25 protein-coding genes are annotated in these 25312 nt (G+C 58.6%); 8 read left to right on the top strand and 17 right to left on the bottom strand.

Annotated elements, in window-relative coordinates:
- Positions 1-8: 8 nt before the first annotated feature.
- The 5 genes from ACQR3R_RS05575 to ACQR3R_RS05555 all read right to left on the bottom strand — a co-directional run bounded on the left by ACQR3R_RS05575 (position 9) and on the right by ACQR3R_RS05555 (position 5191).
- On the bottom strand, positions 9-671 hold the full coding sequence (locus ACQR3R_RS05575) for an ABC transporter permease subunit (RefSeq protein ID WP_428271018.1): 663 nt from the start codon (positions 669-671) through the stop codon (positions 9-11).
- 174 nt (positions 672-845) lie between these two features.
- Positions 846-1694: a transporter substrate-binding domain-containing protein gene (locus tag ACQR3R_RS05570; RefSeq protein ID WP_428271017.1), complete on the bottom strand. Its 849-nt coding sequence runs from the start codon at positions 1692-1694 to the stop codon at positions 846-848.
- Positions 1695-2019: 325 nt separating this feature from the next.
- A complete protein-coding gene (locus tag ACQR3R_RS05565; RefSeq protein ID WP_428271016.1) occupies positions 2020-3285 on the bottom strand; it encodes an OprD family outer membrane porin in 1266 nt (421 codons plus the stop codon).
- Between the two features lie 10 nt (positions 3286-3295).
- A complete protein-coding gene (locus tag ACQR3R_RS05560; RefSeq protein WP_428271015.1) occupies positions 3296-3775 on the bottom strand; it encodes a DMT family transporter in 480 nt (159 codons plus the stop codon).
- A gap of 12 nt (positions 3776-3787) precedes the next feature.
- Positions 3788-5191, bottom strand: a complete 1404-nt coding sequence (locus tag ACQR3R_RS05555; protein WP_428271014.1) for an amidohydrolase family protein — start codon at positions 5189-5191, stop codon at positions 3788-3790.
- Between the two features lie 112 nt (positions 5192-5303).
- On the opposite strand from ACQR3R_RS05555, the gene ACQR3R_RS05550 reads away from it, so the two are divergent.
- On the top strand, positions 5304-6197 hold the full coding sequence (locus tag ACQR3R_RS05550) for a LysR substrate-binding domain-containing protein (RefSeq protein WP_428271013.1): 894 nt from the start codon (positions 5304-5306) through the stop codon (positions 6195-6197).
- Here ACQR3R_RS05550 and ACQR3R_RS05545 read toward each other — a convergent pair.
- Both ACQR3R_RS05545 and ACQR3R_RS05540 read right to left on the bottom strand, forming a co-directional pair.
- Complete coding sequence (locus ACQR3R_RS05545) at positions 6194-7387, bottom strand: MFS transporter (protein WP_428271012.1); 1194 nt, start codon at positions 7385-7387, stop codon at positions 6194-6196. The genes ACQR3R_RS05550 and ACQR3R_RS05545 overlap by 4 nt on opposite strands.
- The gene (locus ACQR3R_RS05540; protein WP_428271011.1) at positions 7384-8415 is read right to left on the bottom strand and encodes a zinc-binding dehydrogenase; all 1032 of its coding nucleotides are present in this window, start codon (positions 8413-8415) and stop codon (positions 7384-7386) included. Before ACQR3R_RS05540 ends, ACQR3R_RS05545 begins: the two co-directional genes overlap by 4 nt.
- Positions 8416-8564: 149 nt before the next feature.
- Here ACQR3R_RS05540 and ACQR3R_RS05535 point away from each other — a divergent pair, with 149 nt between their 5' ends.
- Positions 8565-9461: a LysR substrate-binding domain-containing protein gene (locus tag ACQR3R_RS05535; protein ID WP_428271010.1), complete on the top strand. Its 897-nt coding sequence runs from the start codon at positions 8565-8567 to the stop codon at positions 9459-9461.
- On the opposite strand, the gene ACQR3R_RS05530 is transcribed toward ACQR3R_RS05535, so the two are convergent.
- From ACQR3R_RS05530 to ACQR3R_RS05510, 5 genes are all read right to left on the bottom strand, one after another.
- Complete coding sequence (locus ACQR3R_RS05530) at positions 9458-11356, bottom strand: sulfatase-like hydrolase/transferase (RefSeq protein WP_428271009.1); 1899 nt, start codon at positions 11354-11356, stop codon at positions 9458-9460. The two genes, ACQR3R_RS05535 and ACQR3R_RS05530, sit on opposite strands and share 4 nt — an antisense overlap.
- A gap of 183 nt (positions 11357-11539) precedes the next feature.
- Positions 11540-12157, bottom strand: coding sequence for a hypothetical protein (locus tag ACQR3R_RS05525; RefSeq protein WP_428271008.1), 618 nt, complete (start codon positions 12155-12157; stop codon positions 11540-11542).
- On the bottom strand, positions 12157-13452 hold the full coding sequence (locus ACQR3R_RS05520) for an exo-alpha-sialidase (RefSeq protein ID WP_428271007.1): 1296 nt from the start codon (positions 13450-13452) through the stop codon (positions 12157-12159). The genes ACQR3R_RS05525 and ACQR3R_RS05520 overlap by 1 nt, the downstream gene beginning before the upstream one ends.
- A gap of 51 nt (positions 13453-13503) precedes the next feature.
- Positions 13504-14049, bottom strand: coding sequence for a cytochrome b/b6 domain-containing protein (locus ACQR3R_RS05515; protein WP_428271006.1), 546 nt, complete (start codon positions 14047-14049; stop codon positions 13504-13506).
- The gene (locus ACQR3R_RS05510; protein WP_428271005.1) at positions 14049-14315 is read right to left on the bottom strand and encodes a PepSY domain-containing protein; all 267 of its coding nucleotides are present in this window, start codon (positions 14313-14315) and stop codon (positions 14049-14051) included. Before ACQR3R_RS05510 ends, ACQR3R_RS05515 begins: the two co-directional genes overlap by 1 nt.
- 168 nt (positions 14316-14483) lie before the next feature.
- On the opposite strand from ACQR3R_RS05510, the gene ACQR3R_RS05505 reads away from it, so the two are divergent.
- Complete coding sequence (locus ACQR3R_RS05505) at positions 14484-15146, top strand: response regulator (protein WP_428271004.1); 663 nt, start codon at positions 14484-14486, stop codon at positions 15144-15146.
- Positions 15143-16510, top strand: a complete 1368-nt coding sequence (locus ACQR3R_RS05500; RefSeq protein WP_428271003.1) for an ATP-binding protein — start codon at positions 15143-15145, stop codon at positions 16508-16510. The genes ACQR3R_RS05505 and ACQR3R_RS05500 overlap by 4 nt, the downstream gene beginning before the upstream one ends.
- Here the strand turns inward: ACQR3R_RS05500 and ACQR3R_RS05495 are convergent.
- On the bottom strand, positions 16486-17295 hold the full coding sequence (locus tag ACQR3R_RS05495; protein ID WP_428271002.1) for a DeoR family transcriptional regulator: 810 nt from the start codon (positions 17293-17295) through the stop codon (positions 16486-16488). The two genes, ACQR3R_RS05500 and ACQR3R_RS05495, sit on opposite strands and share 25 nt — an antisense overlap.
- Before the next feature lie 120 nt (positions 17296-17415).
- Here ACQR3R_RS05495 and ACQR3R_RS05490 point away from each other — a divergent pair, with 120 nt between their 5' ends.
- Complete coding sequence (locus ACQR3R_RS05490; protein WP_428271001.1) at positions 17416-18276, top strand: serine hydrolase; 861 nt, start codon at positions 17416-17418, stop codon at positions 18274-18276.
- Between the two features lie 137 nt (positions 18277-18413).
- Positions 18414-20597: an ornithine decarboxylase SpeF gene (gene speF, locus ACQR3R_RS05485; RefSeq protein ID WP_428271000.1), complete on the top strand. Its 2184-nt coding sequence runs from the start codon at positions 18414-18416 to the stop codon at positions 20595-20597.
- Positions 20598-20625: 28 nt separating this feature from the next.
- On the opposite strand, the gene ACQR3R_RS05480 is transcribed toward speF, so the two are convergent.
- Together ACQR3R_RS05480 and ACQR3R_RS05475 are read right to left on the bottom strand one after the other, a co-directional pair.
- On the bottom strand, positions 20626-21294 hold the full coding sequence (locus tag ACQR3R_RS05480) for a hypothetical protein (protein WP_428270999.1): 669 nt from the start codon (positions 21292-21294) through the stop codon (positions 20626-20628).
- A 140-nt stretch (positions 21295-21434) separates the two neighbouring features.
- Positions 21435-22370: a LysR substrate-binding domain-containing protein gene (locus ACQR3R_RS05475; protein WP_428270998.1), complete on the bottom strand. Its 936-nt coding sequence runs from the start codon at positions 22368-22370 to the stop codon at positions 21435-21437.
- A 143-nt stretch (positions 22371-22513) separates the two neighbouring features.
- Between ACQR3R_RS05475 and ACQR3R_RS05470 the strand changes: the two genes are divergently transcribed.
- Positions 22514-22912: a Rid family hydrolase gene (locus ACQR3R_RS05470; RefSeq protein ID WP_428270997.1), complete on the top strand. Its 399-nt coding sequence runs from the start codon at positions 22514-22516 to the stop codon at positions 22910-22912.
- A 30-nt stretch (positions 22913-22942) separates the two neighbouring features.
- On the opposite strand, the gene ACQR3R_RS05465 is transcribed toward ACQR3R_RS05470, so the two are convergent.
- Positions 22943-23218: a DUF2798 domain-containing protein gene (locus ACQR3R_RS05465; protein WP_428270996.1), complete on the bottom strand. Its 276-nt coding sequence runs from the start codon at positions 23216-23218 to the stop codon at positions 22943-22945.
- A 132-nt stretch (positions 23219-23350) separates the two neighbouring features.
- On the opposite strand from ACQR3R_RS05465, the gene ACQR3R_RS05460 reads away from it, so the two are divergent.
- The gene (locus ACQR3R_RS05460) at positions 23351-24271 is read left to right on the top strand and encodes a LysR substrate-binding domain-containing protein (RefSeq protein WP_428270995.1); all 921 of its coding nucleotides are present in this window, start codon (positions 23351-23353) and stop codon (positions 24269-24271) included.
- Positions 24272-24286: 15 nt separating this feature from the next.
- Here the strand turns inward: ACQR3R_RS05460 and ACQR3R_RS05455 are convergent, their stop codons facing one another.
- Positions 24287-25309 (bottom strand): helix-turn-helix domain-containing protein, encoded by a 1023-nt coding sequence (locus ACQR3R_RS05455; RefSeq protein ID WP_428270994.1) that lies wholly within the window; start codon positions 25307-25309, stop codon positions 24287-24289.
- Between the last annotated feature and the right edge of the window lie 3 nt (positions 25310-25312).

Below are 25312 nucleotides of genomic sequence, written 5' to 3'. Positions count from 1 at the left end.
AGGGGCTCCTATCGGCGAATCGCCAGACGCTGCTCGAGGTAACGCAGCATCATGGCAATGAGGTAACAAGCCGCCACGTACAGCGCAGTGGTGACCATCCAGGTTTCGATCACCCGATAGCTCTCGACGTTGATCTTGCGCGCGTAATACGTCAGCTCCGGCACCGCAATCGCAGCGGCCAGCGAGGTGTCCTTGAACAGCGAAATGAAGTTATTGGACAAGGCCGGCAGCACATTGCGCAGCATCACCGGCACCGTAACGTAGGCCTTGACCTGCCATTCGCCCAGCCCGATTGCCAACCCTGCTTCACGCTGCCCTTTGGGAATGCTCAGCAGCCCACCGCGGAACACTTCGGTCAGATAAGCCCCGGCGTACAGCGACAGCGTGATGATGAACGAAGGTATTTTATCCAGCCGAATCCCAAGGCTTGGCAAGGCGAAGTAAATCAACAGAATCAACACCAGAATCGGCGTATTACGCACTACCGTCACGTACACCGATGCCAGCACCCGCAAGGCGCGATGCTTTGAAAGCAAAGCAAACGCCATCAGCAGGCCGATCACGCAGCCAATGGCGATCGACACCAGCGCCAGCTCCAGGCCCAAACCGAGCCCTGCCAGCAAACTGGGGAAATCACGCCACACGGCGGCAAAGTTCAACTGATAGTTCATGGTCAGCAGTACCTTGAGCGAGGCGCGTTAAAGGCGCCCCGCTGCTCATTCACGATTGGAAACGTCGCGCGCGCAGGAAAGGCAAGGCGAAAACGGGCGAGGCAGCGCAGTCGACGTCAGCCAACGAGCCTGTCGAGCCGGTGTTCAACCCAGCATTCCCGAGCGCAGCAGTTTTCATTTGAATTCGACAGGGAAACCGATTGCCGGCGACGGCAAGTCGACACCAAACCATTGCTTGAACGATGCCGCGTACATCGGAAACTCAACGCCGGTCATGGCTTCATGCAACACGGTGTTGACGAAATTCAGCCAGTCCTGATCGCCACGCTTGACTGCACAAGCGTAGGTTTGCGGGCTCCAGGCATACGCCGGGCTGCGATAACGACCCGGGTTTTGCACCATCAGGTATTTGACCGAAGACTGGTCCGTTGCGGCTGCATCGGCACGCCCGGAGTTCACCGCCTGATACATCAGGTCAACGCTGTCGTACTGATCGACCTTGGCTTTGGGCAGCGCCTGATGCACCAACTCTTCGGCATACACGTTCTGCAGCACCGCCACCGTCACACTGTCGCCGGCCGCTTGCAGGTCTTCGATTTCCTTGTACTTGCTGTTGTTTGGCAGCAACAAACCGACGCCTTCGCGGTAGTACGGCAGCGTGAACGCCACTTGCTGTGCGCGGCTGGCGGTCACCGTGATGAACTGGCAACTGATGTCCACCTTGTCGGTCAGCAGGTTGGGAATACGCGCGTCGGAAGACTGCACCACGTATTCAACCTTGCTCGGGTCGTTGAACAGTCCTTTGGCGATCATGTGCCCGATATCAATATCGAAACCTTGCAACTTGCCATCTGCTCCCTGGAAGTGCCACGGCGCATTGGTACTGCCCGTGCCCACAATCAATTTTCCACGGGCCAACACGCTATCGAGTTTGCTGTCTGCCGCATGAGCAACGCCCATGGCAGCAGCGGTAGCTGCGACAACAAAAACACACGCTTTTAACAAGGAAGGTCGGCGATGCATGGCAAGCACTCCAGGATGATGTGTATTCCGCTATACCGGATATTGGTATGTAACAACGGAATAGACAGCAGAAAGTGTGCCACAGGTCTGTCGCGAAATGTGTGTTGTTTGAAAGTTGTTTTGAATCAGATGGATGCATGATTGGCCGAAACCAGTGTTACCCGACGTACCGCTCACAGGCGCTACCGTTGGCTACGGTGGTCGGGTAGCAGGTTCACAAACAGTGCGCGGTCGCACCTTTTTGGGACGGCAACCTCGGCCACGCACCTTGTGCCCTGGTCACCCTTTTCGCGATTGATTTCGAACACAGGGGCTGGCTCTGCAGTTACCACAAGCTCTTGGTGTAAGTGAGCAGGATGCGGGTTTCATCGGCATCGCGGCTGAACGAGGAGCGATAAGTGGCGTTGCGCACTCTCAATGCGAGGTCTTTGAAGGTACCGCCCTGTATGACGTATTTGACTTCAGTGTCGCGTTCCCATTCATTGCCTTTCCCCGTCACGCCCGTTACCTGAGCGTTGTCGCCGGCAATATAGCGGCTCATGACCGTCAGGCCTGGCACACCCAGTTTTTCGACATCGAAATCGTATCGCACTTGCCAGGAACGCTCCGAGGATTCAGCGAAGTCACCGATTTGCGCAAAGTTGACCAGGTAGGCATCGCTGCGTTCGATGTAGGGAAATGCGCTGGTACCGACCATCCGTTGATAGCCGACAGTGATTTTGTGGCCATCACGGCCGTAACCGACAAGGCCGTTGAACGCCTGATTATTGATGTTCCCTGCACGCGCGGCGCCTTGATCTTCACTCGTAAACCATCGCAAATCGCTGGTGAACGTGCCCAATGCCAGCGCCCGTTTCGCGACCAACCCGACAAAGTGCTGGCGGTACACATTGTCCAGCGCCGCGTAGTGATAGCTGAACGCAAGGTCGTCGCTCAGTTGACGGTCGACACCTGCAAGGTCGAAGTGGTCACCGGGAGCGTTACGGGTAAACCGGTTGTTTTTGTTGTTGAGCGTAATGTCTTCATAGCCGGTGTCATTACGCGCTTTGACTTGTTGCAATTGTCCCGCCGTCAACAGCGTGCCGGCCCACTCCTGCGAAGTCAGCAGCGCACCTTCGAATGATTGCGGCAGGATCATGCCATCGTTCGGGCGCAACGTCGGCAATGAGGGAATCAGCGAACCGACCTTCAATTGCGTCTGCGACACCTTTACTTTACCGGTCAAACCCAACTTGCCGTATTGCGCGGCGGCACGGCCATCGGCACGCACTGGCAACAACCCGCTGCCGGCGCGATCGGGGCTGGAGTCCAGACGCACCCCCAACATTGCGATGGCGTCCACTCCAACCCCTAAAAAGCCTGCGGTGTAGCCCGACTCAAATTTCAGCATCAAGCCCTGAGCCCACTCTTCGCGTTTGGATTGCTGAGTGCCGGGACCGTCGCGGAAGTCGCGATTGAAATACACATTGCGTGTTTCAAACGTTGCATGGGAATCGTTGAAAAAATCGGCGTTCGCCCACTGACTGACACTCGTCAGCAGCAAGGCACCTGCCAGCGCTCTGTGCATCGAGCCAAATCCAGGTAACGACATGACATCACCCTCAGAAGGCTCGCGCCAGCAGCGCGATCAGCCGTTCGCCGAACAACGTCAGTGCCACGCCGAGCAGAACCACCACGGCGCCTGCGATCTTTATCGCCGCCGCCGGCCGGACCACTGCGCCCAGCCAACCGAAATGATCGATGGCAACCGACGACAGTAATTGCCCTGCGATCACCAGCACCAACAAGTTCGCCAGGCCAATGCGGGGTGCCAGCCACACGGTGCAGAAAATCGCACCGGCGCCCAACACCCCGCCCACCAGACGCCAGCCCGGTTGGCTGGGGATGACGCTGAGCGACTCGCTGAGGCCGCCACGAAAAAACGCGATCACACCCAGCAGGATCATTCCGGTAAAGAACGAATAGAACGCCGCCGCCATCGTGTTGCCGGTCATGGCCCCGGCCAGTTGACTATTGACTGCCGCTTGCACCGCTATCGCTATGCCGGCCAAAAAGGCCAGCGCAAATGAAATCAGGACCATGACCGTGACCTCTTATTGGGCGTGAATGAGGCTGAAGGTTTCGGCAAAAGGGTCCGGGCTGTAGCCCGCCGCCGAGAACAGATGAGTGCGCGATTCCTCGGTCGCCATCTCCAGTTGCGGACGATCCACGTTCAACACCACGCCGTTTTGCTTGCGAATGCGCCCGGCGATGATCACGGTGTCGATGTCGCCGCGCTCCGCCGCATGCACCACGGTGCCTATAGCGTTGTTGGAGGGATAAAGGCTGAGGCTGTCGGTGCGAATCAGCACGATGTCGGCTTGCTTGCCCGGCGTCAGGCTGCCGATTGTCGACTCAAGCCCGGCACACGCCGCGCCGTCGAGCGTGGCGGCTTTTAGCAGCTGCCGCGCATTCACCAGGTCTGGCGCCGCTTGTTTACCGTGAAAGTGCGCGCTGTGAGCGGCGGCACGCTGCAGGTAAAACGCCACACGCATTTCACTGAACATGTCGCCGCCGTATGAACTTTCGTTGTCCACGCTCAGGCCAGGATTCATGCCATGATCCACGGCTTTCTGCCAGGCAAATACACCGTCTTCAAGTCCATAGTGAGCATCGGAGCGCGGGCAGACATTCACCTTCACCCCGGCATGCCGCAAGATCGACCAACCTTGATCGGGCAGACAGGTGCAGTGGTTGAAAATGTTGTCTGGGCCCAGCAAGCCCTCTTCGCTCAAGGCCTCCAGTTCAGAGGCCATGCCGGCACCGAAGAACTCGGTGACTATTTTCAAATCCAGTTCGCGGGCAACTGCCCACTGCTCCCGGTTGATTTGCGACATCATCGCCAGCGTCACCAACGACTCCGGCTGCTGCATGTATTTGCTCTTCAAGCGGCGCAAATCACCGGGCCACTGCGTCGATTCCCACTCCCCCGACAACGGCGCACCCGGCGCATGAACGGCCCGGATACCCGCGTCCTGCAGCGCCTCGATGGCCGCATCGGAGTGCGCGCCACTGCGAGCGTTATGGGAGTTGTCGATGATGGTGGTGATGCCCGCGTTGATGCAGCCCAGCGCTGTCAACAGGTTGCCGACGTACATGTCCTGTGGTCGGTAGTACTTGGCGAACGAGAAGTGGGTGGCGTTGCAATAGTCTTCCAGCGAAGGCGAATCCGGATTGATGCGACGTAACTGGCCTTCCCACGCATGGCGATGGGTATCGACCATTCCGGGGATGACAATCATGCCTTTGGCGTCGATTACCTCGGCGCCTTCAGCATTGAGTCGTGCACCGACGCCGATGATTTCGGTGCCGCGAATCAGAATGTCACCCTCGGCAAAGTTGCCCAGCTTGTCATCCATGGTGACGATCATGCCACCCTTGATCAGCAGCAAGCGTTCAGCGTCGGGCAACGGTTTGAGGGCCGAATGCAACCGGTCAGGATGTGCGGGAAATGGCATGATGGTTCCTTGGGTGCGGGGGCGGGATCGCCTGTTGCCCGCATTGTCTGGCCCAAGGTGTTTATTTAGAATACTGAACAATCTTCAAACATTATGAAGGAGCGCATACACAATGCGCAGTCAGGAATTCGCCAATCTCAAAGCCTTTTATGCGGTGGCGCAAGCGCGTAACTTTTCCCGCGCGGCCCACGCCTTGGGGGTTTCCCCTTCTGCGCTGAGCCAGACCATCAAAGGCCTGGAGGAACGTCTGGGTGTGCGCCTGCTGAATCGAACCACGCGCAGCGTGTCGACCACCGAGGCGGGTAGCAAATTGTCCGAACGCCTGCAGCTGATTTTCGCTGACCTGGACTCGGCCCTGGAAGCCCTTAACGACTATCGGGATACACCCATCGGCACGCTGCGCATCAGTGCGCCACAAGTGGCGATGTTGCATTTCATCCAGCCGATTTTGCCCTCGTTTCAAGCGGCTTACCCGGACATCGAACTCGAGCTGACCACCGACGACAGCACCACCGACATCGTCGCCCAAGGTCACGACGCGGCGATTCGTCTGGGCGAATTCATCGAGCAGGACATGATCGCGCTCAAACTCAGCGAACCCCTGACGCAGATCGCCGTGGCATCGCCCAAATACTTGTTGCACAGAAGTGCGCCGCGCAAGCCTGTGGACCTGCTGCAACACAGTTGTGTGAATTGGCGCCGGTCGGGTGAGGCCGGGCTCTACAAATGGCGCTTTTTCAACGACGGCACGCCTTTCGAGCTCAGCGTAAAAGGTTCACTGGTGGTCAGCGACTGCGCGGTTGCGTTGCAATCGGCAGTCGATGGCCTGGGCATAACGGTGTGGATTCGCGAGTGGATAAAAGCAGAGCTGGACAGCGGTGCATTGGTGCCGCTCCTTGAAGAGTGGTCCACACCGTTCCCCAGCTTCTACTTGTATTACCCCAGCAACCGGCAGATGTCTTCGGCGTTGCAAGCCTTTATCAAAGCCCTGCGCCACCCTGCCTAGCGGGCAAGGGCCAAGGTTTGACCGGTATCGCTGCGAGCGCGGTCGAGCACTGCGCCTGTCACGATGGCAACCAGCGAAAGCCCCGCAAATATCAGGCCGCACCACAGAATGCCAGGCAAGCCATAAGCGTTGATAAACACGCCGCCGATCCACGAGCCCAACGCAATCCCGGCATTCGCCGCCGAGACGTAAAGGCTGGTGGCAAACGAGTGTGCTTGTGGCGCCGCATGGGTCATCCACATTTGAGTGATGACCATGCCGCTGGTGTGAATCGCCCCCCAGAACAACACGATAAAAATCATCGAACCCACAGAATGGCTGCCGAAGGCGTAAAGGATCAGGTAAGCAGCGCTCAGCAGGATCGGGAACAACACCACCGTTTTCACCAGGTGACTGGCCAGCGCCCGACCTGCCAAGAGGTTACCCAGCACCCCGCCGACGCCGAAAATCACCAGCAGAATGCTGATGGTTTCACCGTCCATGCCCGTCTGGGTTTTGAGGTATTCGGCGGCGTAGCTGTACACCGCGAACTTGGTGGTGAACACCAACACCGTCGCTATGATTGCCAACCACACCGACGGCTTTCGCAAAATCGACAACTGGCTGGCAAAGCTTTGCGCAGCGCTGACCTGGCGCGGCAATGCCAGCAACAGGCCAATCCCGGCAAGCAACGTGGCCACCGCGCAAAACAGGATGGAAGCCTCATACGAGAAACGCCCTGCAACCCACGCAGTCAGCGGCACTCCGAACACCAGCCCCAGTGTCGTGCCGATGAACGCTACCGTGGTCGCGTGGGCTGCCCGCTCCTTCGGATAGAGGGAGATGGCAGCGGCGAAAGCCGCAGAGAAAAATACCGGGTGCAGCATGGCCGGTAAAATCCGCAATGCCATCAGCGTTGAATAGTTGGGCGCATAAGCCGAAAAAACACTGCTCACGGAAAAGCACAGCAATGCGCCCACCAGCACTTTCTTACGATCGAATCGGGAAAAAACCAGCACCAGAAACGGCCCGGACATCGCCACGATGAAAGCGAACAAGCTCATCAGCAAACCGGCCTGGGCAACCGTTACGCCAAAGCGCTCGACAATCATCGGCAAAATACCGACCACGCCCAACTCCAGCGTATACAACCCAAACAAGCCCAGGATGATAAAGGGCATGACGCTCATGGGTTTGATCGTGCGGTTCATTGCGCATCCTTTGCGAAGTCGACCACCACTTTGCCGAACGCGCCACGATTGAGGTGGGCGAACGCTTGCGGTACCTGCGCAAAAGAATAAGTGGCATCGATAACAGGCTTGATGGCGTGGTGGTCAATCATGCGCACCAAGTCTTCCAACGCGCGGCGCGGGCCCACCGCAACCGCCACAATCGAGGCCCGGCTACCCAGTAACGGCATGATCGGAGTACGCAGTTCATCGGAGTCCAACAAACCGATGATCGACACCCGGCCACCCGGCACAATCGCCTGCAGTGAGCGGCCAAGATTGTCGCCACCCGCCATTTCCAGAATGTGATCTGCGCCGCGCCCGTCAGTCAGCGCCAGTACCGCAGTGTGCCAATCGGGTGTAGTGGTGCGGTTGATGCCATGGGTGGCGCCAAGCTTGATCGCCTCAGCGATTTTTTCTTCGCTGCTGCTGGTGACAATCACGTTCGCGCCACTGGCCGCTGCCAGTTGCACGGCGAACAACGAGACACCGCCAGTGCCCTGAACCACAACCGTTTGCCCGGCGTGCAGATGGCCCAGTTCGATCAATGCCATCCATGCCGTCAATGCAGCGATTGGCAGGGTGCTGGCCTCTACCGCCGACAGGTTTTTCGGCGCACGCACGCACCACTCTGCTGGCGTCACCACGTATTGCGCGAGCATTCCCTGGATCGGTCCACCTTGCGTCGGCATCTGCGCCCAGGTCTTTGGATTACCATCTATCCAGTTGGTAATGTAGGTTGAGATCACGCGCTCACCGACGGCAAAGCGTGTGACGCCCTCACCCACCGCAACCACGGTACCTGCCATGTCGGAGGCCGGGGTGAATGGAAAATCCAGGTGTGCGGTCATGCCGTTTTCGGCGACCTGGGTGTCGCGATAGTTGAGCGAAACGGCTTCTATTTTTACCAGGATTTCCCCGTGTTTCGGGGTCGGCCGCGGCATGGATGCCAGGCTCAGGTTATCCAGGCCAAATGCAGAAATTTCCCAGCGTTGCATTAATTCGGACATGACGTTTACCTCGGTGAGTGACAGTCGTACCGATGATAAAAGACCCAGAGGTGCGGATTAAGTAGGTAAACCCTCCGCTATCTGCGGACGTTTTATTCCGCAATGGAGTACATTAAACGTTCCTGCCGTCGCCCCTATCCGAGAGCCAAATGGACAGTTTGAATGCTTTGAACGTCTTCGTATCAGTGGCCGAAACCCGCAGTTTTGTCGCCAGCGGACGCCTGATGGGCGTCTCCGCCTCCGCCATCGGCAAAAGCATCGTGCGACTCGAGGAACGCTTCGGCGTGCGGCTGTTCAACCGCAGCACGCGCAGTGTCACGCTGACGGATGAGGGTTCGCGGTTTCTTGAGCGCAGTGTGCGAATTCTTGCCGAAATTGAAGGCGCGGAGGCGGACTTCTCACAAACCAATGCCACGCCGCGCGGAAAGCTGAAGATAAGCCTGCCGCTGATCGGTGATCCATTTCTGCCGGTGCTGGCGCAGTTCAAAAAAAACTACCCGGCGATCGACCTCGACCTGACCTTTGATGACCGTCGGGTTGACGTTATCGAAGAAGGTTATGACGCCGTGCTGCGCAGCGGTGAGGTGCCTGACTCAAGCCTGACCTCACGTCGCCTGGGCGACTATCAAATGATATTGGTCGGCGCACCGGAGTATTTCCATGAGCACGGCGTGCCGCAGCACCCTGTTGAGCTGGCGCAGCATGCCTGCATCCAGTTCCGCTTCCCCAACACCGGCAAACTCCAGGTCTGGCCATTGCGCGCCGATGCGCAGGAAATCGACCTGCAGTTACCCACGTCAGTGGTCTGCAATAATCTTCAAGCCAGGGTCAGTTTCGCAGTGCAAGGTATCGGCATCGCCTGCCTGCCGGATTTCGCGATCAGGGAATGGCTGGAACGCGGCAAGTTGCTGAGGGTATTGGACGACTGCTCACAGCCCGGTGAATACCGGATCATGTGGCCTTCCGGTAAACACCCGGCACTCAAGTTGCGGGTGTTTATCGACTTCCTCAAAGAGCACCTGTTTCCTGAGCAGCGTCGCAACTAATCCGTGCGCACGTTGCGGTACAACATCAGGCGTGAACTCTCATGCAGGCCCCGCGTCAGCTCCACCAGGCGCTTGAACTCCTGCGGATTCTGCTCGGCGATATTCTCGGTCGGCGTGGCGGACGCCAGGTCGTGCAGCGTCGGCGAGCTGCCATCGTGCTGCATTTGCAGCAAGTGATGTTGGGTCACGCCGCCGATCAGCGGAAAAGTGCCTTCACGCAACACCAACGGCACCACCCGCTCACCTTCCGGCGCCGGTTGCTGGATATCGCGGCCCATCGCGCCATTGGTGAATGACATGCCCGCCATGCCCGCCACTGTTGGCAGCAGATCCGCCAGCCCCACGGCTTCATCGATGACCTTGGGTTGCAACAGGCCCGGCGCGTGAATCAGCATCGGCACATTATTGCTTTCCAACCCCAACTGCTCGAAGGCCGGCGCCATGTGAGGAATCTGGCTGATGCGGGTGTTGTGATCGCCAAAGAACACGAAGATTGTGTTGTCGTAGTAACCGCCCTCCTTCGCGATGTCCATCAGCCTTCCGATATTGAAATCCAGCAGGCGCACGGCATTGTATTGCTCGACGCTGCGCGATCCGGCGGCTTGCACTTGTTCGGTTGTCAGGTGACTGACTTCAAAACCGTCGTTGTCCTTGGGAATGGTAAAGGGCCGGTGATTGCCGGAGGTTTGCAGGTAGGCAAAGAACGGCTGGTCCTTGGGCAGGTCGCGGATGATGCGGTCGCTTTCCTTGAACAGGTCAAGGTCCGAAATACCCCACACATCGACCAGCGGCGAGCGCCAGTCACTTTCCTCGTAGAGCCGAACGCCATCGACACTTTGCCGGATCAAGGCGTTGATATTGGCCCACCCGGCATTGCCACCAATCATGTAGAGCTTGTGATAGTCAGTAAAAGAATTGATCAGGGTGTGCTGGCGGGTAATCAGTGGATTACGCGTTGCGGTTTCCTGGCGCGTAACGTCGGGGACTCCGGTAATGCTGGCCCATACCGTTTTCGCGGTGCCGGTGACCGGCACGTAGAAGTGCTTGAAAAACCAGCTCTGGCCCGCCAGGCGATCAATGTTTGGGGTCGGGTTCAACGGGTTGCCATAAGCACCGACGGCACTGGTGCCCAGTGACTCGAGCATCACGAAGATTACGTTCGGCGCTCGTTCGCCCGGGGCTTTATAAGGCTGCACGGCTTGTCGGCGTTCGAAGGTCAGCGTTTGCGGGTCTGGCAGTTCTACCCCCAGGTATTGAGCCACCGCCGGGTAATGCTGCCGCACTTGCGCTTCATCGAACTGCGACTGCCCGACCTTGAGTGTGTCGTATAGAAAAATCACCGGGTTCAAGCCCAGGGCGGCAATTTGGCCATTACCGGAAAAGAACGCGTCGCTCCAGCGCAGCGGCACCGGGTTTTGCAGGTTGAGGTTCTCGACACGGCCCAGCAATGCCAGCAGCACCACGACCACGCCCAACCCGGCACCGAAGGCCATCGAGGTTCGGCGAATCACGGCAGGCTCACGGTCCAGGGTCACGCGCTCCAGGCGAATCAGGCCGTAAAACCACAGCGCAACCACCGTCACCCAACCAGCAGTGATCCACAGCACCGGGTAGGTTTGCCACACCATTTGCTGCGAGATTTGCGCGTCTTCCAGGTAACGCAGCACCGTCGCGTTGATCCGCACACCGAGGTAGGCGTAGTGACCAAAATCGACGATGTACACCCACCCGACAACGGCCAGCGCCAGCAGCAGATAACCCCGGGCCAACCAACGCAATGCCGGTGTACGAATCAGATTCCAGCGCGGCAACCATGCGAACAAGGCCAACGGCAGCATCAGCAACACCGCCAGGCGCAGGTCAAAACGCAGACCGATGCCTAACGTTTCGAGCACGTGCGGATTGTCGGCGACCCCCGGATATCGATCCCGGAAAACCCCAACACAAACATCAGCCTGAGTAAGGCAAACAGTAAAAACATCAACCCTATCGCGCCGACGCCGTAGCGCAGGCGCCGTGATTGCAACCAGCCCATCGTTTACCTCTAAGTGTTATTCATGCATTGGCGCAGGAGCGGGTCAGCCGTGCAGCGAAGGTTTCAGAACACCTTGCGCAGGCCGGACCCAACGCCAGATAGCCACGGCGAGCAGCCTGAACCCGGCCACCACGCAGTACCCCGCTAACAGCGGATCGATCAGGTAATCCCAATAGTTTTCCGACGCCTTCAACCGCAGCGTGAACGCCAACGTGCCGACGGCCAGCATCCATACGCCCAAGGCGTTGCGCAGCCAGAGCAGCAACAGCGCCGTCAGCCCGACAAGCACGATCATCGGTCGCGGGTTGAAGCCCCATCGATAAGGGTCGAAATAAGTCAGGCCGAGGGTGGCCGGGTACAAGATCAAACCGAACACTGCGAACACCAGCAGCAGTTGACTGCGCGGGGCCCGTTTCAACGGTTGCATCACGCCCAGACGCAACAAACAGGCCCAGCCTAGAAACACCAGCGTGCTGATGGCCAGATCATCGGTAAAGCTGCGCGCGTACGCTGCCAGCGAGAGGCCCTCAATGGGAATGAAGCCGACCAGCGCCAGCGCCGGCAATAACCAGGGACGCCAACGTGCGGTGAAATCAAACGAACCCAGCAGTACAAAAAGCACCAGGGTGAAACTCAAGTGGGCTTGCCAGAGAGGTAGCATCAGAGTCGCTCCGCCAGCCAGGCATCATTGAAGCTGACATGTTTAATGAACGTGTTGTTCCACGAATAAACCAGGTGGTACATGCCGTCCGGGCTGCGGCTGAAGTACGGGTATTCGTACTCGAACTCACAGCCTTCGGGTTTGCACACCCGGTAATCCAGATTGCTCAGGAAACCCTGTTCCAGTGGCAATCGCCGCGCGCCACTTGAGGCACGAAAGCCCTCGCCGATGATTGCCTTGTACGCGTGTGGCGCAAACGCCTTGCCCAACGGATCAGGCGACTGATCCAGTTCGGCCAGGTTGCGCCACTCGCTAAGCCCGGGGTTGGTGCCATACAAGCTCAACTTGAAACGCCCATCGCGCAGGTCATTCAGCGCTACCAGCAAGCCGTCATCGGGGGTACCCACCGCCGCCAACGATGAGTTGGGGTTGGCCGGCTCAAGCGGATAGGGCTTGCTCCAGGTTTGCCCGGCGTCTTCAGTGCGGCTGGCCAGTACCCGATGATGAGTGTTGCCGGCGTACCGCAACATGGCCACGGCGCGACGCCCATCCTGCGGCACAATCGTCGGTTGCAAGGCGTTGGTGCCACGGCTGATACGAAACTTGTCGATCACCTCGCCGTTCGCATTCAGGTACAGGTACTCGGCGAATTTGCCGAGGAACTCGTGATAGATCGGCAAACCGATTGAGCCGTCCGCATGAAACACCGGTGCAGCGCGCACCAGCGTGCTGATATTGAAGAACGGCGAGGTAATCAGTTGCCGAGGTGGCGACCAACTGCGACCCAGGTCATCCGAGACCATGGCATTGATCGCACTGCCGGCCCAACCGCCAACCGACACCGACACATAGAACAGCCACAGGCGTTGGTCGGGTGCCATGGCAATCACCGGGTTGCCCAGTTTGCGGATGTGCTTGAGGGTGCCGAGGCGCGTCGATTCGCGCGTGGCCAGCACCTGTTCGGCGCCCCACTCGGCACTGTTGGCGTCAAAACGCGAGGCGCGTATCTGCACATCGGCTGCCCCTTCGCGGGAGCCAGCGAACCACACGGCCATCAAGTTGCCGCCAGGCAATGCGGTCACCGATGAGGAATGCACGAAATCCCCCAGATCTGAGGACACGAAACGGCTGGTGTACACCACCGCAGGCTTTTGTGCCGGCGTCGGAATGGCCGGACTGGCCTCGGCGAAATCCGCCAGGACATGGTCCGGATGGCTACGCCACGCGGCGAAGAAAATACTGACCAGCAACACACTGCTGATGATGAAAATCAGGCGAAAAGAAAGGGTACGCATGAATGACCTGTTGCAGGTGCGGGTGGGGGGCAAGCGACAGGGCGCGGGTGATCAGCGCGCAGCATCATCGGGGAGTCGCCGACGACGGCCGGTGAGCATCGATAACGGCAAGTTGTCGCGGACCATCACACTTTCAACCAGTGCGGCCGCGACATGAATACCGACCAGACCGAGCAGCACGTTGGCGCAGGTTTCGTGAACCAGCAATGGCCAGTCGGCGCCCCACAAAGCATCGACCTCCTCCATTGCCCAGCCACTGAGTGCCAGGATCGCCATCGCCAACATCATCGCAATCATCACTAACGCACCCATAGGCGAGTGCCCGAGACGATGCTCGGGACGCTTGGCCATCAGTGATCGCACGTGCCCGATAAGCCTCGCCGGCGTCGGCCAGAAGTCTGCCCAACGAGCACTTCGTGGCCCGATGAACCCCCACACCACACGTACCAGCAACCAGGCAGCGGCGTAATAACCGAGCCAGACATGCCAGTCGTCACCCGCTTCGTTGAAGAAGTAATTGGCAACGAAGACACCCGCAATAGAGAGATGAAACACCCTTACCACGGGGTCCCAGAGGCGCAGGGACTCAGGCGGCATCAGCCTTTGATCTCACTCTTGATCGCTTTGCCGGTCACCGGATCGTGGTAAATCTCGACCTTGCGCTTGTCCTTGTCGAAGCCATAGATCTCGTAGCAATTACCGTCGGTGACCTTGAACTTGCTGATCTCATAACCCTGTGCCTTGAGTTGCTCCTGGAAGGCTTTCTGGTCTTGCCATTGCGAACGTTCGGCAGTGGTGCATTGAGGTCCGGCAACGGCCATCGGGCTCAGGATGACCAACGACAACAGCAGTAGTTTGCGCATGGAAGCACTCTCGTTTAATGAGGGAGCTGCACTGTGCAAAACCAACCTTAGCCCAAGCTTAGTTCGCAACGCGCCGTTACATCTTTCCCGGCGAGGGGGCTGCCAGCGCCGCGTTCGTGGCGGCATCATGCCGCCGTCCCGTTACCTGTTTACTGCCGAGAACCGCCCATGCGCTTGCTGCTTGTCGAAGATGATCGTGCCTTGGGCCAAGGCATTCGCGTGGCCTTGAGCGCCGAGGGCTACACGCTCGACTGGCTGCAGGACGGGCTCAGTGCGCAGCACGCCTTGCGCTGCGAAAATTTCGACCTGCTGCTGCTCGACCTTGGCTTGCCGCGGCTCGACGGCCTGACGTTGTTGCAACAACTGCGCGCCGATCAACATGACCTTCCGGTGCTGATCCTGACCGCCCGCGACGGCACCGCCGAAAGGATTGCCGGGCTCGACGCTGGCGCCGACGACTACCTGATCAAACCCTTCGACGTCGAAGAGCTCAAGGCCCGGGTCCGTGCCCTGCTGCGCCGCAGCCAGGGCCGCGCGCAACCGTTGTTGGAGCACGCGGGTGTCAGCCTGGACCCGGCCACTCAGCAAGTCAGCTATCAGGGTTGGGAGGTGGTGGTCACACCGATGGAGTACCAGTTGCTGCATCAACTGATGGCTCGCCCCGGCAAAGTGGTCACCCGCGAACGCTTGTCCCGGGCGTTGTACGGCTGGCAGGACCGGGTCGAGAGCAATACGCTGGAGGTTCTGATTCATAACCTGCGCAAGAAACTGTTCACGGAACTGATTCGCACCGTGCGCGGTGTTGGTTATGTCGTGGAGCTCAAACCATGATCTCGGTACGCGCACGCATTCTGGTGCCAGTGTTGGTGCTGTTGCTGATCGGCAACGTACTGATCAGTTGGCTCGCCTTGCGCGACAGCCATCACGAAATCGAAGAAGTTTACGACGCTCAACTCGCGCAAAGTGCCCGACTGCTGCAGGGCGTACTGCGCCAACGGGAACCCGGCGATACCGACTGGAATCGTTTGTACCAGGCGTTCGATGACGCCATGAGCCGGGTGGGTGACGGCGAAGTGGCGCACCCTTACGAAACGCGGCTGACTTTTCAGGTGTGGCGCACCGATGGCGAACTGCTGATGCGCTCCGCCGAAGCACCGGTGCTGGCGTTTCCGCCGACCACGCTGGGCGCGCACGACCTGTTGGAAAACGGCCGCGACTGGTGCGCCTTTTTGCTCGCAGACCCGCAACAGGGTTTGCTGATCTGGGTTGGCGAGCGTGACGACATTCGTCAGGACCTGATTCAGCGCATCGTTCGCCATACCCTGTGGCCCACGTTGATCGGCGTACCGCTACTGGCGGCGCTGATCTGGCTGACCATCGGCTGGGGCCTCAAACCGTTGCGCGCCATGACCCGGGCAATCCGTGGGCGTAACACCGAAGCATTGCAGCCGCTGCAGCTCAAACCGCTTCCCGTCGACCTGGAGCCCATGCAAACCGCGCTCAATGGCCTGTTGGCGCAGATCGACAAGTTGCTGGAGCGCGAGCGTCGTTTTATCGCCGACGCGGCCCATGAGCTGCGCACGCCGTTGGCGATCTTGCGCATTCACGCACAAAACGCGCAGCGCGCCAGTACCTTGGAACAGCGTGAAGAAGCACTGGAATTTTTGGTCGCAGGCGTTGATCGAGCCACCCGCATCGGTAGCCAGTTACTGACCATGGCCCGCATCGAACCGCGCCTGAACAATCCGCGCATCAGCGTCGTCGAACTGACCGCACTGGTGCGCGAAGAATTGGCCGAGTTGGCACCGCTGGCGCTGGAAAAAGACGTCGACCTGGTGCTGGAGAGTGACCACGATTGCGAGGTCCACACCGACCCCGTGGCGTTGGCCATCGCCCTGCAAAATCTTGTGACCAATGCCCTGAACTTCTCCCCGCCCGGCAGTGAAGTCCGGGTGCAGATTCGTCTGCAAACCTCGGGGGCGGTGTACATCAGCATCGCCGACTGCGGGCCAGGGATTGACGAGGCGGAATACGCCCGGCTGTTCGAGCGATTCTACAGCCAGGGCAATGCCAATGGCGCAGGCCTCGGGCTGGCCATCGTGGCCATGATCGTGAGCAAGATCGGCAGCAGCCTCAAGCTCTACAACTTGCCTGAGGGCGGCTTGTGCGCTCAGTTGCGGCTTAACGAATGCTGAGGCAGGGTCTGTACCACGTGGATGCCCTGACGCTGGTAATCCTCGACGCTGCCTGAGGCAAGGTATTGTTCAGTCATCAGCGTATGAATGCGATTGCACGGGGCGACCACAAACGGTTCAACGGCCCCCAGTTTGTCTGCCGTGGTCACCGCTATCACATGAGAAGCGCTGTCGAGCATTGCCAGCTTCACCGGCACTTCATCGAAATGCAGTGACGTAATCCCGACGTCCGGGTGAATGGCACAGACGCCGGTGAACAGCAGGTCTGCCTTGATGCTTTCAATCAATCTCAGGGTTTCATGACCGTTGACAGACAGGGTCGCCGGGTTGAGTTGGCCACCCGCCAGAATCACGTTGATGCCTTTGTGCTCAGCCAGGATGATCGCGATCATCGGCGACGCGGTGACTGCCGTGATGGAAATATCCGAGGGCAACGACCGCGCAATCTGCAGTGTTGTGGAGCCAGAATCGAACATCACGATTTGACCGTTCTGAACTTCGCGTGCAGCCAGTTGCGCCAACTGCGTCTTCACTTCATCGGTTTCGCTGACCCGGGTAAAGAAATCCTTGCCGGTGTCCTTGGGACGAGGCAGCGCGCCGCCGTGCACACGCTGCACCAAGCCTGCAACGGACAGCTCCAGCAGGTCACGCCGAATCGTGTCTTCGGACACCGCGAAATGCTGGCTCAACGCGGAGGCCATGACCTTGCCGTCACGCTCCAGAATCAGCAGTATTTTCTGCCGACGGACATGAGGCAGTTCAGCCGAAGAATGCTGTGATTGCATGGTTTTGCCTGTTTATGCGGGTTTGTGCAAGATTAGCCAAACCCTTGCGCGAATACAATGCGGGTGCAGGCGAATCGAACTCTGGCAAAATCCGCGCATTCCTTTTCAGAGTCACCTGCCATGCTTTTCGCCCTCGTCTCTGACAGTACGCTGCGCACCCCTGAACTGTCGGAGGCAACAGTGCCGTGGTGGAGCTTTACCAAAACCGTGTTGGCTGGCGCCGCAATGTCGCTGGTGCGCGACGGCTTGCTCGGCCTCGATGACGCCTTGCCTGAGGGCCCGTTCACTTTGCGCCAGTTACTGCGGCATGAAGCCGGTTTGGCGGATTACAGTGAACTGGCCGATTACCACGCAGCGGTTGCCCGCAATGAGGCACCGTGGACGGCCGAGGACATGCTGCATCGACTCGACGCCACACGGTTGCGCTATACGCCCGGCGAAGGCTGGCGCTACTCCAATGTCGGTTATCTGTTTGTGGCCAAGGTGATCGAGCGACTGACCGATCTGCCGCTCGCACAGGCCTTGAACGAACGGGTGTTTTCACCGCTCGGCCTGTCCGGCATTCGGCTGGCAACCGCGCAAGGCGATATCACCCCGTCGACATACGCTCCAGGCTGGGTCTATCACGGCTTGTTGGTAGGCCCACTGGCACAGGCAGCGTTGTGCCTGGACCGTCTGCTGGCAGGGCATCTGTTACCCGTATCGATGGTGCAGGACATGCAAGCGGCGCGAGTATTGGGCGGTCCTATCGCCGGACGGCCCTGGATTTCGCCAGGCTATGGCTTGGGCCTGATGCACGGTGCGGCAACCGCTGGGCGGGTGTTAAGCGGACACACCGGCGCCGGGCCGGGCAGCGTTATTGCGGTTTATCGCAGCACGTTTGCCGGCGTTAGCGCCACGTGTGCGGTTTTCGATCAAGGCGCTAACGAAGGGAGCGTGGAAGCGCAGACGTTGCAGCACCTCTCGTCCGTCCTGCGCTAGAAATGCCAGGCAATGGCCGGTCATGATCTATAACCACTGTGGACATGATTTGGGTCAGGGTCGCCTGAAGGCGGCCTCGGTAAATTGATCTCTTGAATAACAGCGGACAAGTGAGTGTCCGCTAGGAGATTGTTCGCATGAAAGCTTTGAAAATAGCCGCCAGTTATTCCGCCATCGAATGCTTTGCGACTTCACGAGAAGTGGTGCCGATCAACCAGACCGATTACACCGACGTCGCCGTCGCGGTGTTCGCGGTAGACGATGTGATGGCGGGTGCGCTTGCAGCCCTGCAGCGCACCGGTTTTGATATCCCGATTTTCCTGGTCGCCTCCCCGGGCTCGGACAACAAACCTCGCGATGTCTACAAGCACTTGCAAGACGTGTTGCTGCAGGTCAATGGTATTTTTGACCCCTCGCGCAACAACGCCGAATACCATGGGCATCAACTGGAAACGGCGGCCAAGGCGTATGAAGAAAGCTTGCTGCCACCCTTCTTCGATTCCCTGAAAACCTACACCGAATCGGCCAATGCCACGTTCGCCTGTCCCGGGCATCAGGGCGGTCAGTTTTTCCGCAAACACCCGGCGGGCCGGCAGTTTTTCGATTTCTTCGGTGAGACCTTGTTTCGCGCCGACATGTGCAACGCCGACGTCAAACTCGGCGACTTGTTGATTCACGAAGGCCCCGCGTTACTGGCTCAAAAACACGCAGCCAAAGTGTTCAATGCCGACAAAACCTACTTCGTCCTGAACGGCACCTCGGCGTCGAACAAAGTGGTGACCAATGCGTTGCTGACCCCTGGCGACCTGGTGCTGTTTGATCGTAACAACCATAAATCCGTGCACCAAGGTGCGTTGATTCAGGCCGGCGCGACCCCGGTTTATCTGGAGACCGCACGCAACCCCTACGGCTTCATTGGCGGTATCGACGCGCATTGCTTCGAAGAGGAATATTTGCGCGAGCTGATCCGCGAAGTCGCACCCGAAAAGGCAGGCCTGGCGCGACCGTTCCGCCTCGCCGTGATTCAGCTCGGCACCTATGACGGCACGGTCTACAACGCCCGGCAAGTCGTCGATCGCATCGGCAAACTGTGCGATTACATTTTGTTTGATTCGGCGTGGGTGGGTTACGAGCAGTTCATCCCGATGATGAAGGATTGCTCGCCACTGCTGCTCGACCTGAATGAAAACGACCCGGGTATTTTCGTCACCCAATCGGTGCATAAACAGCAGGCAGGATTTTCCCAGGCTTCACAGATCCACAAGAAAGACCGGCACATCAAAGGTCAGGCCCGCTACTGTAACCACGCGCGACTGAACAACGCGTTCATGGCGCAGGCCTCTACCAGCCCGTTCTACCCACTGTTTGCCTCCCTGGATGTGAATGCGCGCATCCACTCCGGACGCAGCGGCCTGCGCCTGTGGGAAGACTGCGTGAAGTTCGGTATCGACGCGCGCAAGTTGATCCTCGAAGCCTGCACCATGGTCCGCCCGTTCGTGCCTGTGACCATCGAAGGTCGCGCGTGGGAAGACTATCCCACTGACGAAATCGCCAGTGACATCCGGTTTTTCGAGTTCCATCCAAAAGATCGCTGGCATGCGTTTGCAGGCTATGAAGACAAACAATACTTCATCGATCCCTGCAAATTGCTGTTCACCACGCCGGGCATCGACCCGGTAGATGGCAACTACACCGACTTCGGGATTCACGCGGGCATCCTCGCCAACTTCCTGCGAGAGAACGGCATCGTTCCGGAAAAATGCGACCTGAACTCGATTCTGTTCCTGCTCACGCCGGCCGAAGACTGGGCGAAGATGACGCATCTCGCCGCGCAAATCGCCCGTTTCGAGCGTTTCATCAATGACGACGCGCCAATGAGCCGAGTACTGCCGGCCATTTACGCGCAACACGAGCAACGGTATCGCAACTACACGATTCGCCAGCTCTGCCAGGAAATGCACGACCTGTATCGGGAACACGATGTTCAGCATTTGCAGAAGGCGATGTTCCGTAAGGAACACTTCCCGAAAAAGGCGATGAACCCGCAACAAGCGCAATTCGAATTCGTGCGCGGCAACGTTGAGCTGGTAGCGCTGGCCGACGCGCAAGGACGCATCGCCGCCGAAGGTGCGCTGCCCTACCCGCCCGGCGTGCTGTGTGTGGTGCCGGGGGAAATATGGGGCGGCGCGGTGCTCAAGTACTTCCTGGCGTTGGAAGAAGGGATCAATTCACTGCCAGGCTTCACCCCGGAACTTCAGGGCGTGTACTTGAAAGAGACCGAGGGGCGCATCCGCGCGTACGGCTACGTGATCAAGGCTTGAGATGAAAAGCGGTGTGGCCAGGCAGCGATCAGTTGTTCGCGACCTGCGCCACATTGCCTGATTTCACCAACGCTTTCAGCGACGAGTCAAATTGCTTCAACGCGTTCAGCTGGATGTCATTCTGCTTGTCGATTTGCGCGGCAATTTCTGGCGCAGCTTTGCCGTGCACCCAGACCGACGGCATTTTTTGCGAACGCGAGCCTTCGGCCATGCCGATGTATTGCAGGTTGGCGTCGTAGAACTTGGCCATGAAACGCGCTTCGACCTGATCGTTGCGCTTCGAAACCAAACGGCTGTAGGTGTCGAGCATCACCACCACGTCCGGGTGCGCTTGCACCAAGGCATCGAGGTTGTCGTACACCGTCACCGAAGCAAATTCCTTGTGCAATGACGCCATCAACCAGTTGATCGCCAGTTTCGGATCGGAGCTTTTAACGAACGCACTGCTGATGCGCGAATCCAGCGCAGGATTTTTCGCGCCGTTCACTGCCACCGAATGGTATTGCTCAAGGTATTGCAGGGTATCGACGGTGTTTTCGCTATAGAGCACGCCTACCGATTGCGCATTCTGCAAAGTGGCAGCGCTATCGGCCATCGGCAGAAAGTGGCAGGACGGGTCGGCCGCGTAGGCTGGAATTGAAGCGAAAGCGCTGCCGGTCAATACAGCAACAAACGTCAGCAAAGTTGAAATTTTCATCGCGCAGACTCCTTCAAAGGCGAATTCGATATGAAGCTATCTTCCTCCCTTGTCGGAAAAACAGAACGTGCATTACTTGATGTTGAGTATCGACCAAACGAATGGTTGCGCAAGTTCAAGCCTGACGATTAACACGATCTTCATAAATGTCGCCGCGCTTGAAGGTCCATCACCGGCGCGTGCTGCGCCATCAATTCGGCGACCCAATCAATGAACACCCGCAGCTTGATGCTGATATGCCGATTGGGCGGGAATGCCACGAAAATCGGCATCGGTTCAAACTGCCAATCTTCGAACAATCGCACCAACTCACCACGGGCTACATGAGCCTTTGCCATGTAGTCCGGCATCCACAGCACGCCCAACCCGGCCAGCCCTGCCGCAAGGTAGGCATTGCCATCGTCAACGGCAAGCACGTAGCGGCCTTTGATATTGACGCTCTCACCGTCCCGATGCATGGCATACGGCAGCGCCTTGCCCGTGCGTGCCCAGAGAAACCCGACAATGCGCTGATCAGAATCTTCCAGCTCCCGAGGATGGGTTGGCGTGCCCAGACGCTCCAGGTAGCCGGGCGCGGCGTACACGCCAAGTTGCAGGTCGCCGATACGCCGCGCCATCAACGACTGGTCACTGATCTCGCCACCCCGCACCACGCAATCGACGTTTTCCCCGATCATGTCGACAATGCGGTCACTGACCCCCATGTCGATCTGGATATCCGGATACCGCGCGTGAAACGCTGGCAGTGCCGGCACCAGGATCATGCTCGCGAGCGGGCTGGGCACGTCCACCCGCAGTCGGCCTCTGGGCAGTGTCGCAGCGCTCGAAAGACTGGTTTCAGCATCGTCCATGTCGGCCAGCAGCCGCACCACGCGCTCGTAAAACACCGCGCCATCGGCGGTCACATTGACCTTGCGCGTGGTGCGGTTGAGCAGTTTTACCCGCAGCCGCGCCTCCAGTTGCTGCACCAGTTGCGTCACGCTGGTCTTGCTCATGTGCAGCGTTTCGGCAGCCTTGGTGAAACTGCCCGCCTCCACTACCCGGGCGAAGGCCTGCATTGCATCAAAACGGTCCATGGGCGCCTCTGCTAGCCATTCGATTGTTTGGGATTTGCAAACAGTGATAGCTACAGTTGCTCGTTTATCGAGTGGGCACAAGCCCCTAAAGTCCCTCCATCGATAATGTCGGGTCGGTTCTGACCCGTTGATGGAGACACTGTATGACCCAACGTGACGTGGTTTTTCCAGCCGGGCGGCGGGCGCTTTACGAGCGCAATCGTTATTCGCCGGCCATCCGATCCAATGGTTTTTTGTTTGTCTCAGGCCAAGTAGGCAGCACTGAAGACGGCTCGCCCGAGCCGGTGCTTGAGGATCAGGTGCGCACCGCGTTCAACAATTTAAACGCGATCCTGGAAGCGGCCGGTTGCACCTTCGAAGACGTGATCGACATCACCGTGTTCATCGTCGATCCGCAGACGCACTTCGAAGCCATCTGGACCGTCGTGCCGGAATTCTGGGGCAATGCTCCGCACCCGACACTTACTGCCGTCGGCGTGACGTGGCTGTATGGCTTCCAGTTCGAAATCAAAGTGATTGCGAAGGCCCCGGAACAACACTGACCTGACAGACGAGGTGGATGGGCGCCGCCCTCAACGATGTGGATGCACGGTCAGCGCGACCAGTTTCACCACAATGGGACGCACGACGAGGATGCAAAGGAAAGCCACCGGCATCGCCAAACTGTAGGCATGCAGCGTATTGCTTAAGTAATCGCTGCCAATGCCGGAGTTGGCCGCGGTAATCACCAACGACATCAGGAACGCCATGATGGTGGCCATGTACAGAGCAAACACATAGGGCGTGGCACGTGCAGAGAGCCTGCGCTGGCCTGAAAGCTGCGTCTTGGAGGATGCCGGTGAATTCATATCAGTCCCTTATGATCTTCAATCGAGTAAGCGAGGTGCACCTTAACAACATCAAATACTGCTAACTAGACGCTTATCCGTGAGTGCTTTATAAAGAATTACTTACGAATAGCGCCACGTGTTGGAACAGTAATGAATTTATTGGGAGCGATTGAAAGCTTTATCAAAGTCGTGGAAGCAGGCTCCATCGTCGGCGCTGCGAAAAACCTGGGGGTCAGCGCCGCAGCCGTCAGCCAGACCCTCACTCGCCTCGAAACGCACCTGGACGTGCGCCTGCTGCAGCGCACCACGCGCAGCATGGCGTTGTCTGAAAGTGGCGCGGCGTACTACGAAAAGGTCAAACGTATTGCCCATGATCTTGACGCGGCGCACAGCGCAATCACTACCACGCAATCGCAATTGCTGGGCCGCTTGAGCATTGCGTCAACGTCGGCGTTTGGCCGGCACGTGCTGGCCCCGTTGATTGCAGGCTTCGCCCAGCGTCACCCACGCCTGCAACTCGAACTGTCGACCACAGACCGCAAGATCAATCACATTCAGGAAGGCATAGACCTTAGCCTGCGGATCAAACCGCAACTGGAAGAAGGCATCGTCGCGCGCAAGATCGCGTCCGTGCCTTTTATCATCTGCGCGGCGCCCGCTTATCTGGCACGGGCGGGCTGGCCCCACACCCCCGAAGACCTGCGAGACCACGCCTGCCTGGCATTTCGCTACCCGCTGGACGGGCGATTTCTACGCTGGGGCTTCGTGCGAGATGAACAACGTTTTGACGCGACGCTCAATGTCACCGCCATCAGCGATGACGTTGATGCCCTCACACACATGGCGCTGCGCGGTGCAGGCATTACTCGCTTAGCTGCATTCGTGGCGGCACCGTTTATCGAGAGCGGGCAATTGGTGCCCTTATTCGAAGATCGCCAAGCCATGACCCGCGCCTGCCCCGAACCGCTGGATATCTATCTGTGCGTCCAGGACCGCGCGGCGATCACCCCCAAGGTCAAAGCATTTATGGATTATCTGACCGAAGCACTCATGTCGCGTTGGCCGTCCTGACCGGGTCCGAAACGGCTATTTGACCAAGCGCTTTTCTTTTGAAGGCCGATAGCCAAAGTAGGCGCTGTAGCACTTGCTGAAATGGCTCGGAGACACAAAACCACACGCCACCAACACATCGACCTGAGACAACTCGGTGTGCTGCAGCAGGCGACGTGCCTCGGTGATGCGCAATTCCAGGTAATAGCGCTGTGGCGTGGTGCCCAGTTGCTCCTTGAACAGACGCTCCAGTTGCCGCCGCGAACGACCGGCGTAGACCGCCAGTTGCTCAAGTTCCAGCGGTTCTTCAAGGTTGGCGTCCATCAGTTTCACCACCTCGCGCAGCGGCGCACTGACGCAAATGTTTTCGCTCGGTTTTATCCGTCGATAGCGCGACTCTTCGAACGCAAGAATGTCTTCGATGCCCTCGACCAGCGCTTTGTCGTGCAGGTTTTTGATCCAGTCGAGGGCCATGTGAAAGGCACCCGAGGGACTGGAGGCCGTCAACCGGTCACGGTCGATGACAAAAGGTTCGCTGGTGACATGCGCCGACTTCGCCACCTCCGCCAGGGCCGGGCGATGCTCGGGGTGAATCGCGCATCGATAACCGTCGAGCAGGCCAGCGCTGCCAAGGAACCAGGCGCCGTTCCATAATCCCGCCAGCGTCACCCCCGAATCCGCCGCCGCTTTCAACAGTCCGGTCAGTTCATCGGTTGCCTTCAATTCAGTGCGATAGCCGCCGCACACTACCAACAGGTCCAGTGCCTGAATCGCGGAGGAATCAATGCGTGCATCGGGCCGGATAATCAGGCCGAGGTCGCTGACCACTTCGCCGTCGCTCAGGCCAAACGTTCGCGAAGAGAACAGCTTTGGCCGTAGAAGATTGGCGGTAACAATCGTGTCCAGCGCCTGGGTGAACGCGGGCAGCGAGAAATGTTCGAGCAGCAAAAAGCCTGTGCGGGTCATTGGCACAGGCTGAGCGTTCTCGTTCAGGTAGCGAAGATTCTTGCCCTTCATGCCACCGCTGAATTGGCGTCGTTCGATCACTGCAAGGGTCACTCG

The organism is Gordonia sp. IEGM753 (genome assembly GCF_050321825.1).
GTDB lineage: Bacteria > Pseudomonadota > Gammaproteobacteria > Pseudomonadales > Pseudomonadaceae > Aquipseudomonas.
This window is presented reverse-complemented; position numbering and strand designations above follow the sequence as displayed.

Excerpts from the sequence above, each read along its gene's own strand:
- ACQR3R_RS05575 (WP_428271018.1), bottom strand. The coding sequence starts at position 671 with ATGAACTATCAGTTGAACTTTGCCGCCGTGTGGCGTGATTTCCCCAGT.
- ACQR3R_RS05570 (WP_428271017.1), bottom strand. The coding sequence starts at position 1,694 with ATGCATCGCCGACCTTCCTTGTTAAAAGCGTGTGTTTTTGTTGTCGCA.
- ACQR3R_RS05565 (WP_428271016.1), bottom strand. The coding sequence starts at position 3,285 with ATGTCGTTACCTGGATTTGGCTCGATGCACAGAGCGCTGGCAGGTGCC.
- ACQR3R_RS05560 (WP_428271015.1), bottom strand. The coding sequence starts at position 3,775 with ATGGTCCTGATTTCATTTGCGCTGGCCTTTTTGGCCGGCATAGCGATA.
- ACQR3R_RS05555 (WP_428271014.1), bottom strand. The coding sequence starts at position 5,191 with ATGCCATTTCCCGCACATCCTGACCGGTTGCATTCGGCCCTCAAACCG.
- ACQR3R_RS05550 (WP_428271013.1), top strand. The coding sequence starts at position 5,304 with ATGCGCAGTCAGGAATTCGCCAATCTCAAAGCCTTTTATGCGGTGGCG.
- ACQR3R_RS05545 (WP_428271012.1), bottom strand. The coding sequence starts at position 7,387 with ATGAACCGCACGATCAAACCCATGAGCGTCATGCCCTTTATCATCCTG.
- ACQR3R_RS05540 (WP_428271011.1), bottom strand. The coding sequence starts at position 8,415 with ATGTCCGAATTAATGCAACGCTGGGAAATTTCTGCATTTGGCCTGGAT.
- ACQR3R_RS05535 (WP_428271010.1), top strand. The coding sequence starts at position 8,565 with ATGGACAGTTTGAATGCTTTGAACGTCTTCGTATCAGTGGCCGAAACC.
- ACQR3R_RS05525 (WP_428271008.1), bottom strand. The coding sequence starts at position 12,157 with ATGCTACCTCTCTGGCAAGCCCACTTGAGTTTCACCCTGGTGCTTTTT.
- ACQR3R_RS05520 (WP_428271007.1), bottom strand. The coding sequence starts at position 13,452 with ATGCGTACCCTTTCTTTTCGCCTGATTTTCATCATCAGCAGTGTGTTG.
- ACQR3R_RS05515 (WP_428271006.1), bottom strand. The coding sequence starts at position 14,049 with ATGCCGCCTGAGTCCCTGCGCCTCTGGGACCCCGTGGTAAGGGTGTTT.
- ACQR3R_RS05510 (WP_428271005.1), bottom strand. The coding sequence starts at position 14,315 with ATGCGCAAACTACTGCTGTTGTCGTTGGTCATCCTGAGCCCGATGGCC.
- ACQR3R_RS05505 (WP_428271004.1), top strand. The coding sequence starts at position 14,484 with ATGCGCTTGCTGCTTGTCGAAGATGATCGTGCCTTGGGCCAAGGCATT.
- ACQR3R_RS05500 (WP_428271003.1), top strand. The coding sequence starts at position 15,143 with ATGATCTCGGTACGCGCACGCATTCTGGTGCCAGTGTTGGTGCTGTTG.
- ACQR3R_RS05495 (WP_428271002.1), bottom strand. The coding sequence starts at position 17,295 with ATGCAATCACAGCATTCTTCGGCTGAACTGCCTCATGTCCGTCGGCAG.
- ACQR3R_RS05490 (WP_428271001.1), top strand. The coding sequence starts at position 17,416 with ATGCTTTTCGCCCTCGTCTCTGACAGTACGCTGCGCACCCCTGAACTG.
- speF (WP_428271000.1), top strand. The coding sequence starts at position 18,414 with ATGAAAGCTTTGAAAATAGCCGCCAGTTATTCCGCCATCGAATGCTTT.
- ACQR3R_RS05480 (WP_428270999.1), bottom strand. The coding sequence starts at position 21,294 with ATGAAAATTTCAACTTTGCTGACGTTTGTTGCTGTATTGACCGGCAGC.
- ACQR3R_RS05475 (WP_428270998.1), bottom strand. The coding sequence starts at position 22,370 with ATGGACCGTTTTGATGCAATGCAGGCCTTCGCCCGGGTAGTGGAGGCG.
- ACQR3R_RS05470 (WP_428270997.1), top strand. The coding sequence starts at position 22,514 with ATGACCCAACGTGACGTGGTTTTTCCAGCCGGGCGGCGGGCGCTTTAC.
- ACQR3R_RS05465 (WP_428270996.1), bottom strand. The coding sequence starts at position 23,218 with ATGAATTCACCGGCATCCTCCAAGACGCAGCTTTCAGGCCAGCGCAGG.
- ACQR3R_RS05460 (WP_428270995.1), top strand. The coding sequence starts at position 23,351 with ATGAATTTATTGGGAGCGATTGAAAGCTTTATCAAAGTCGTGGAAGCA.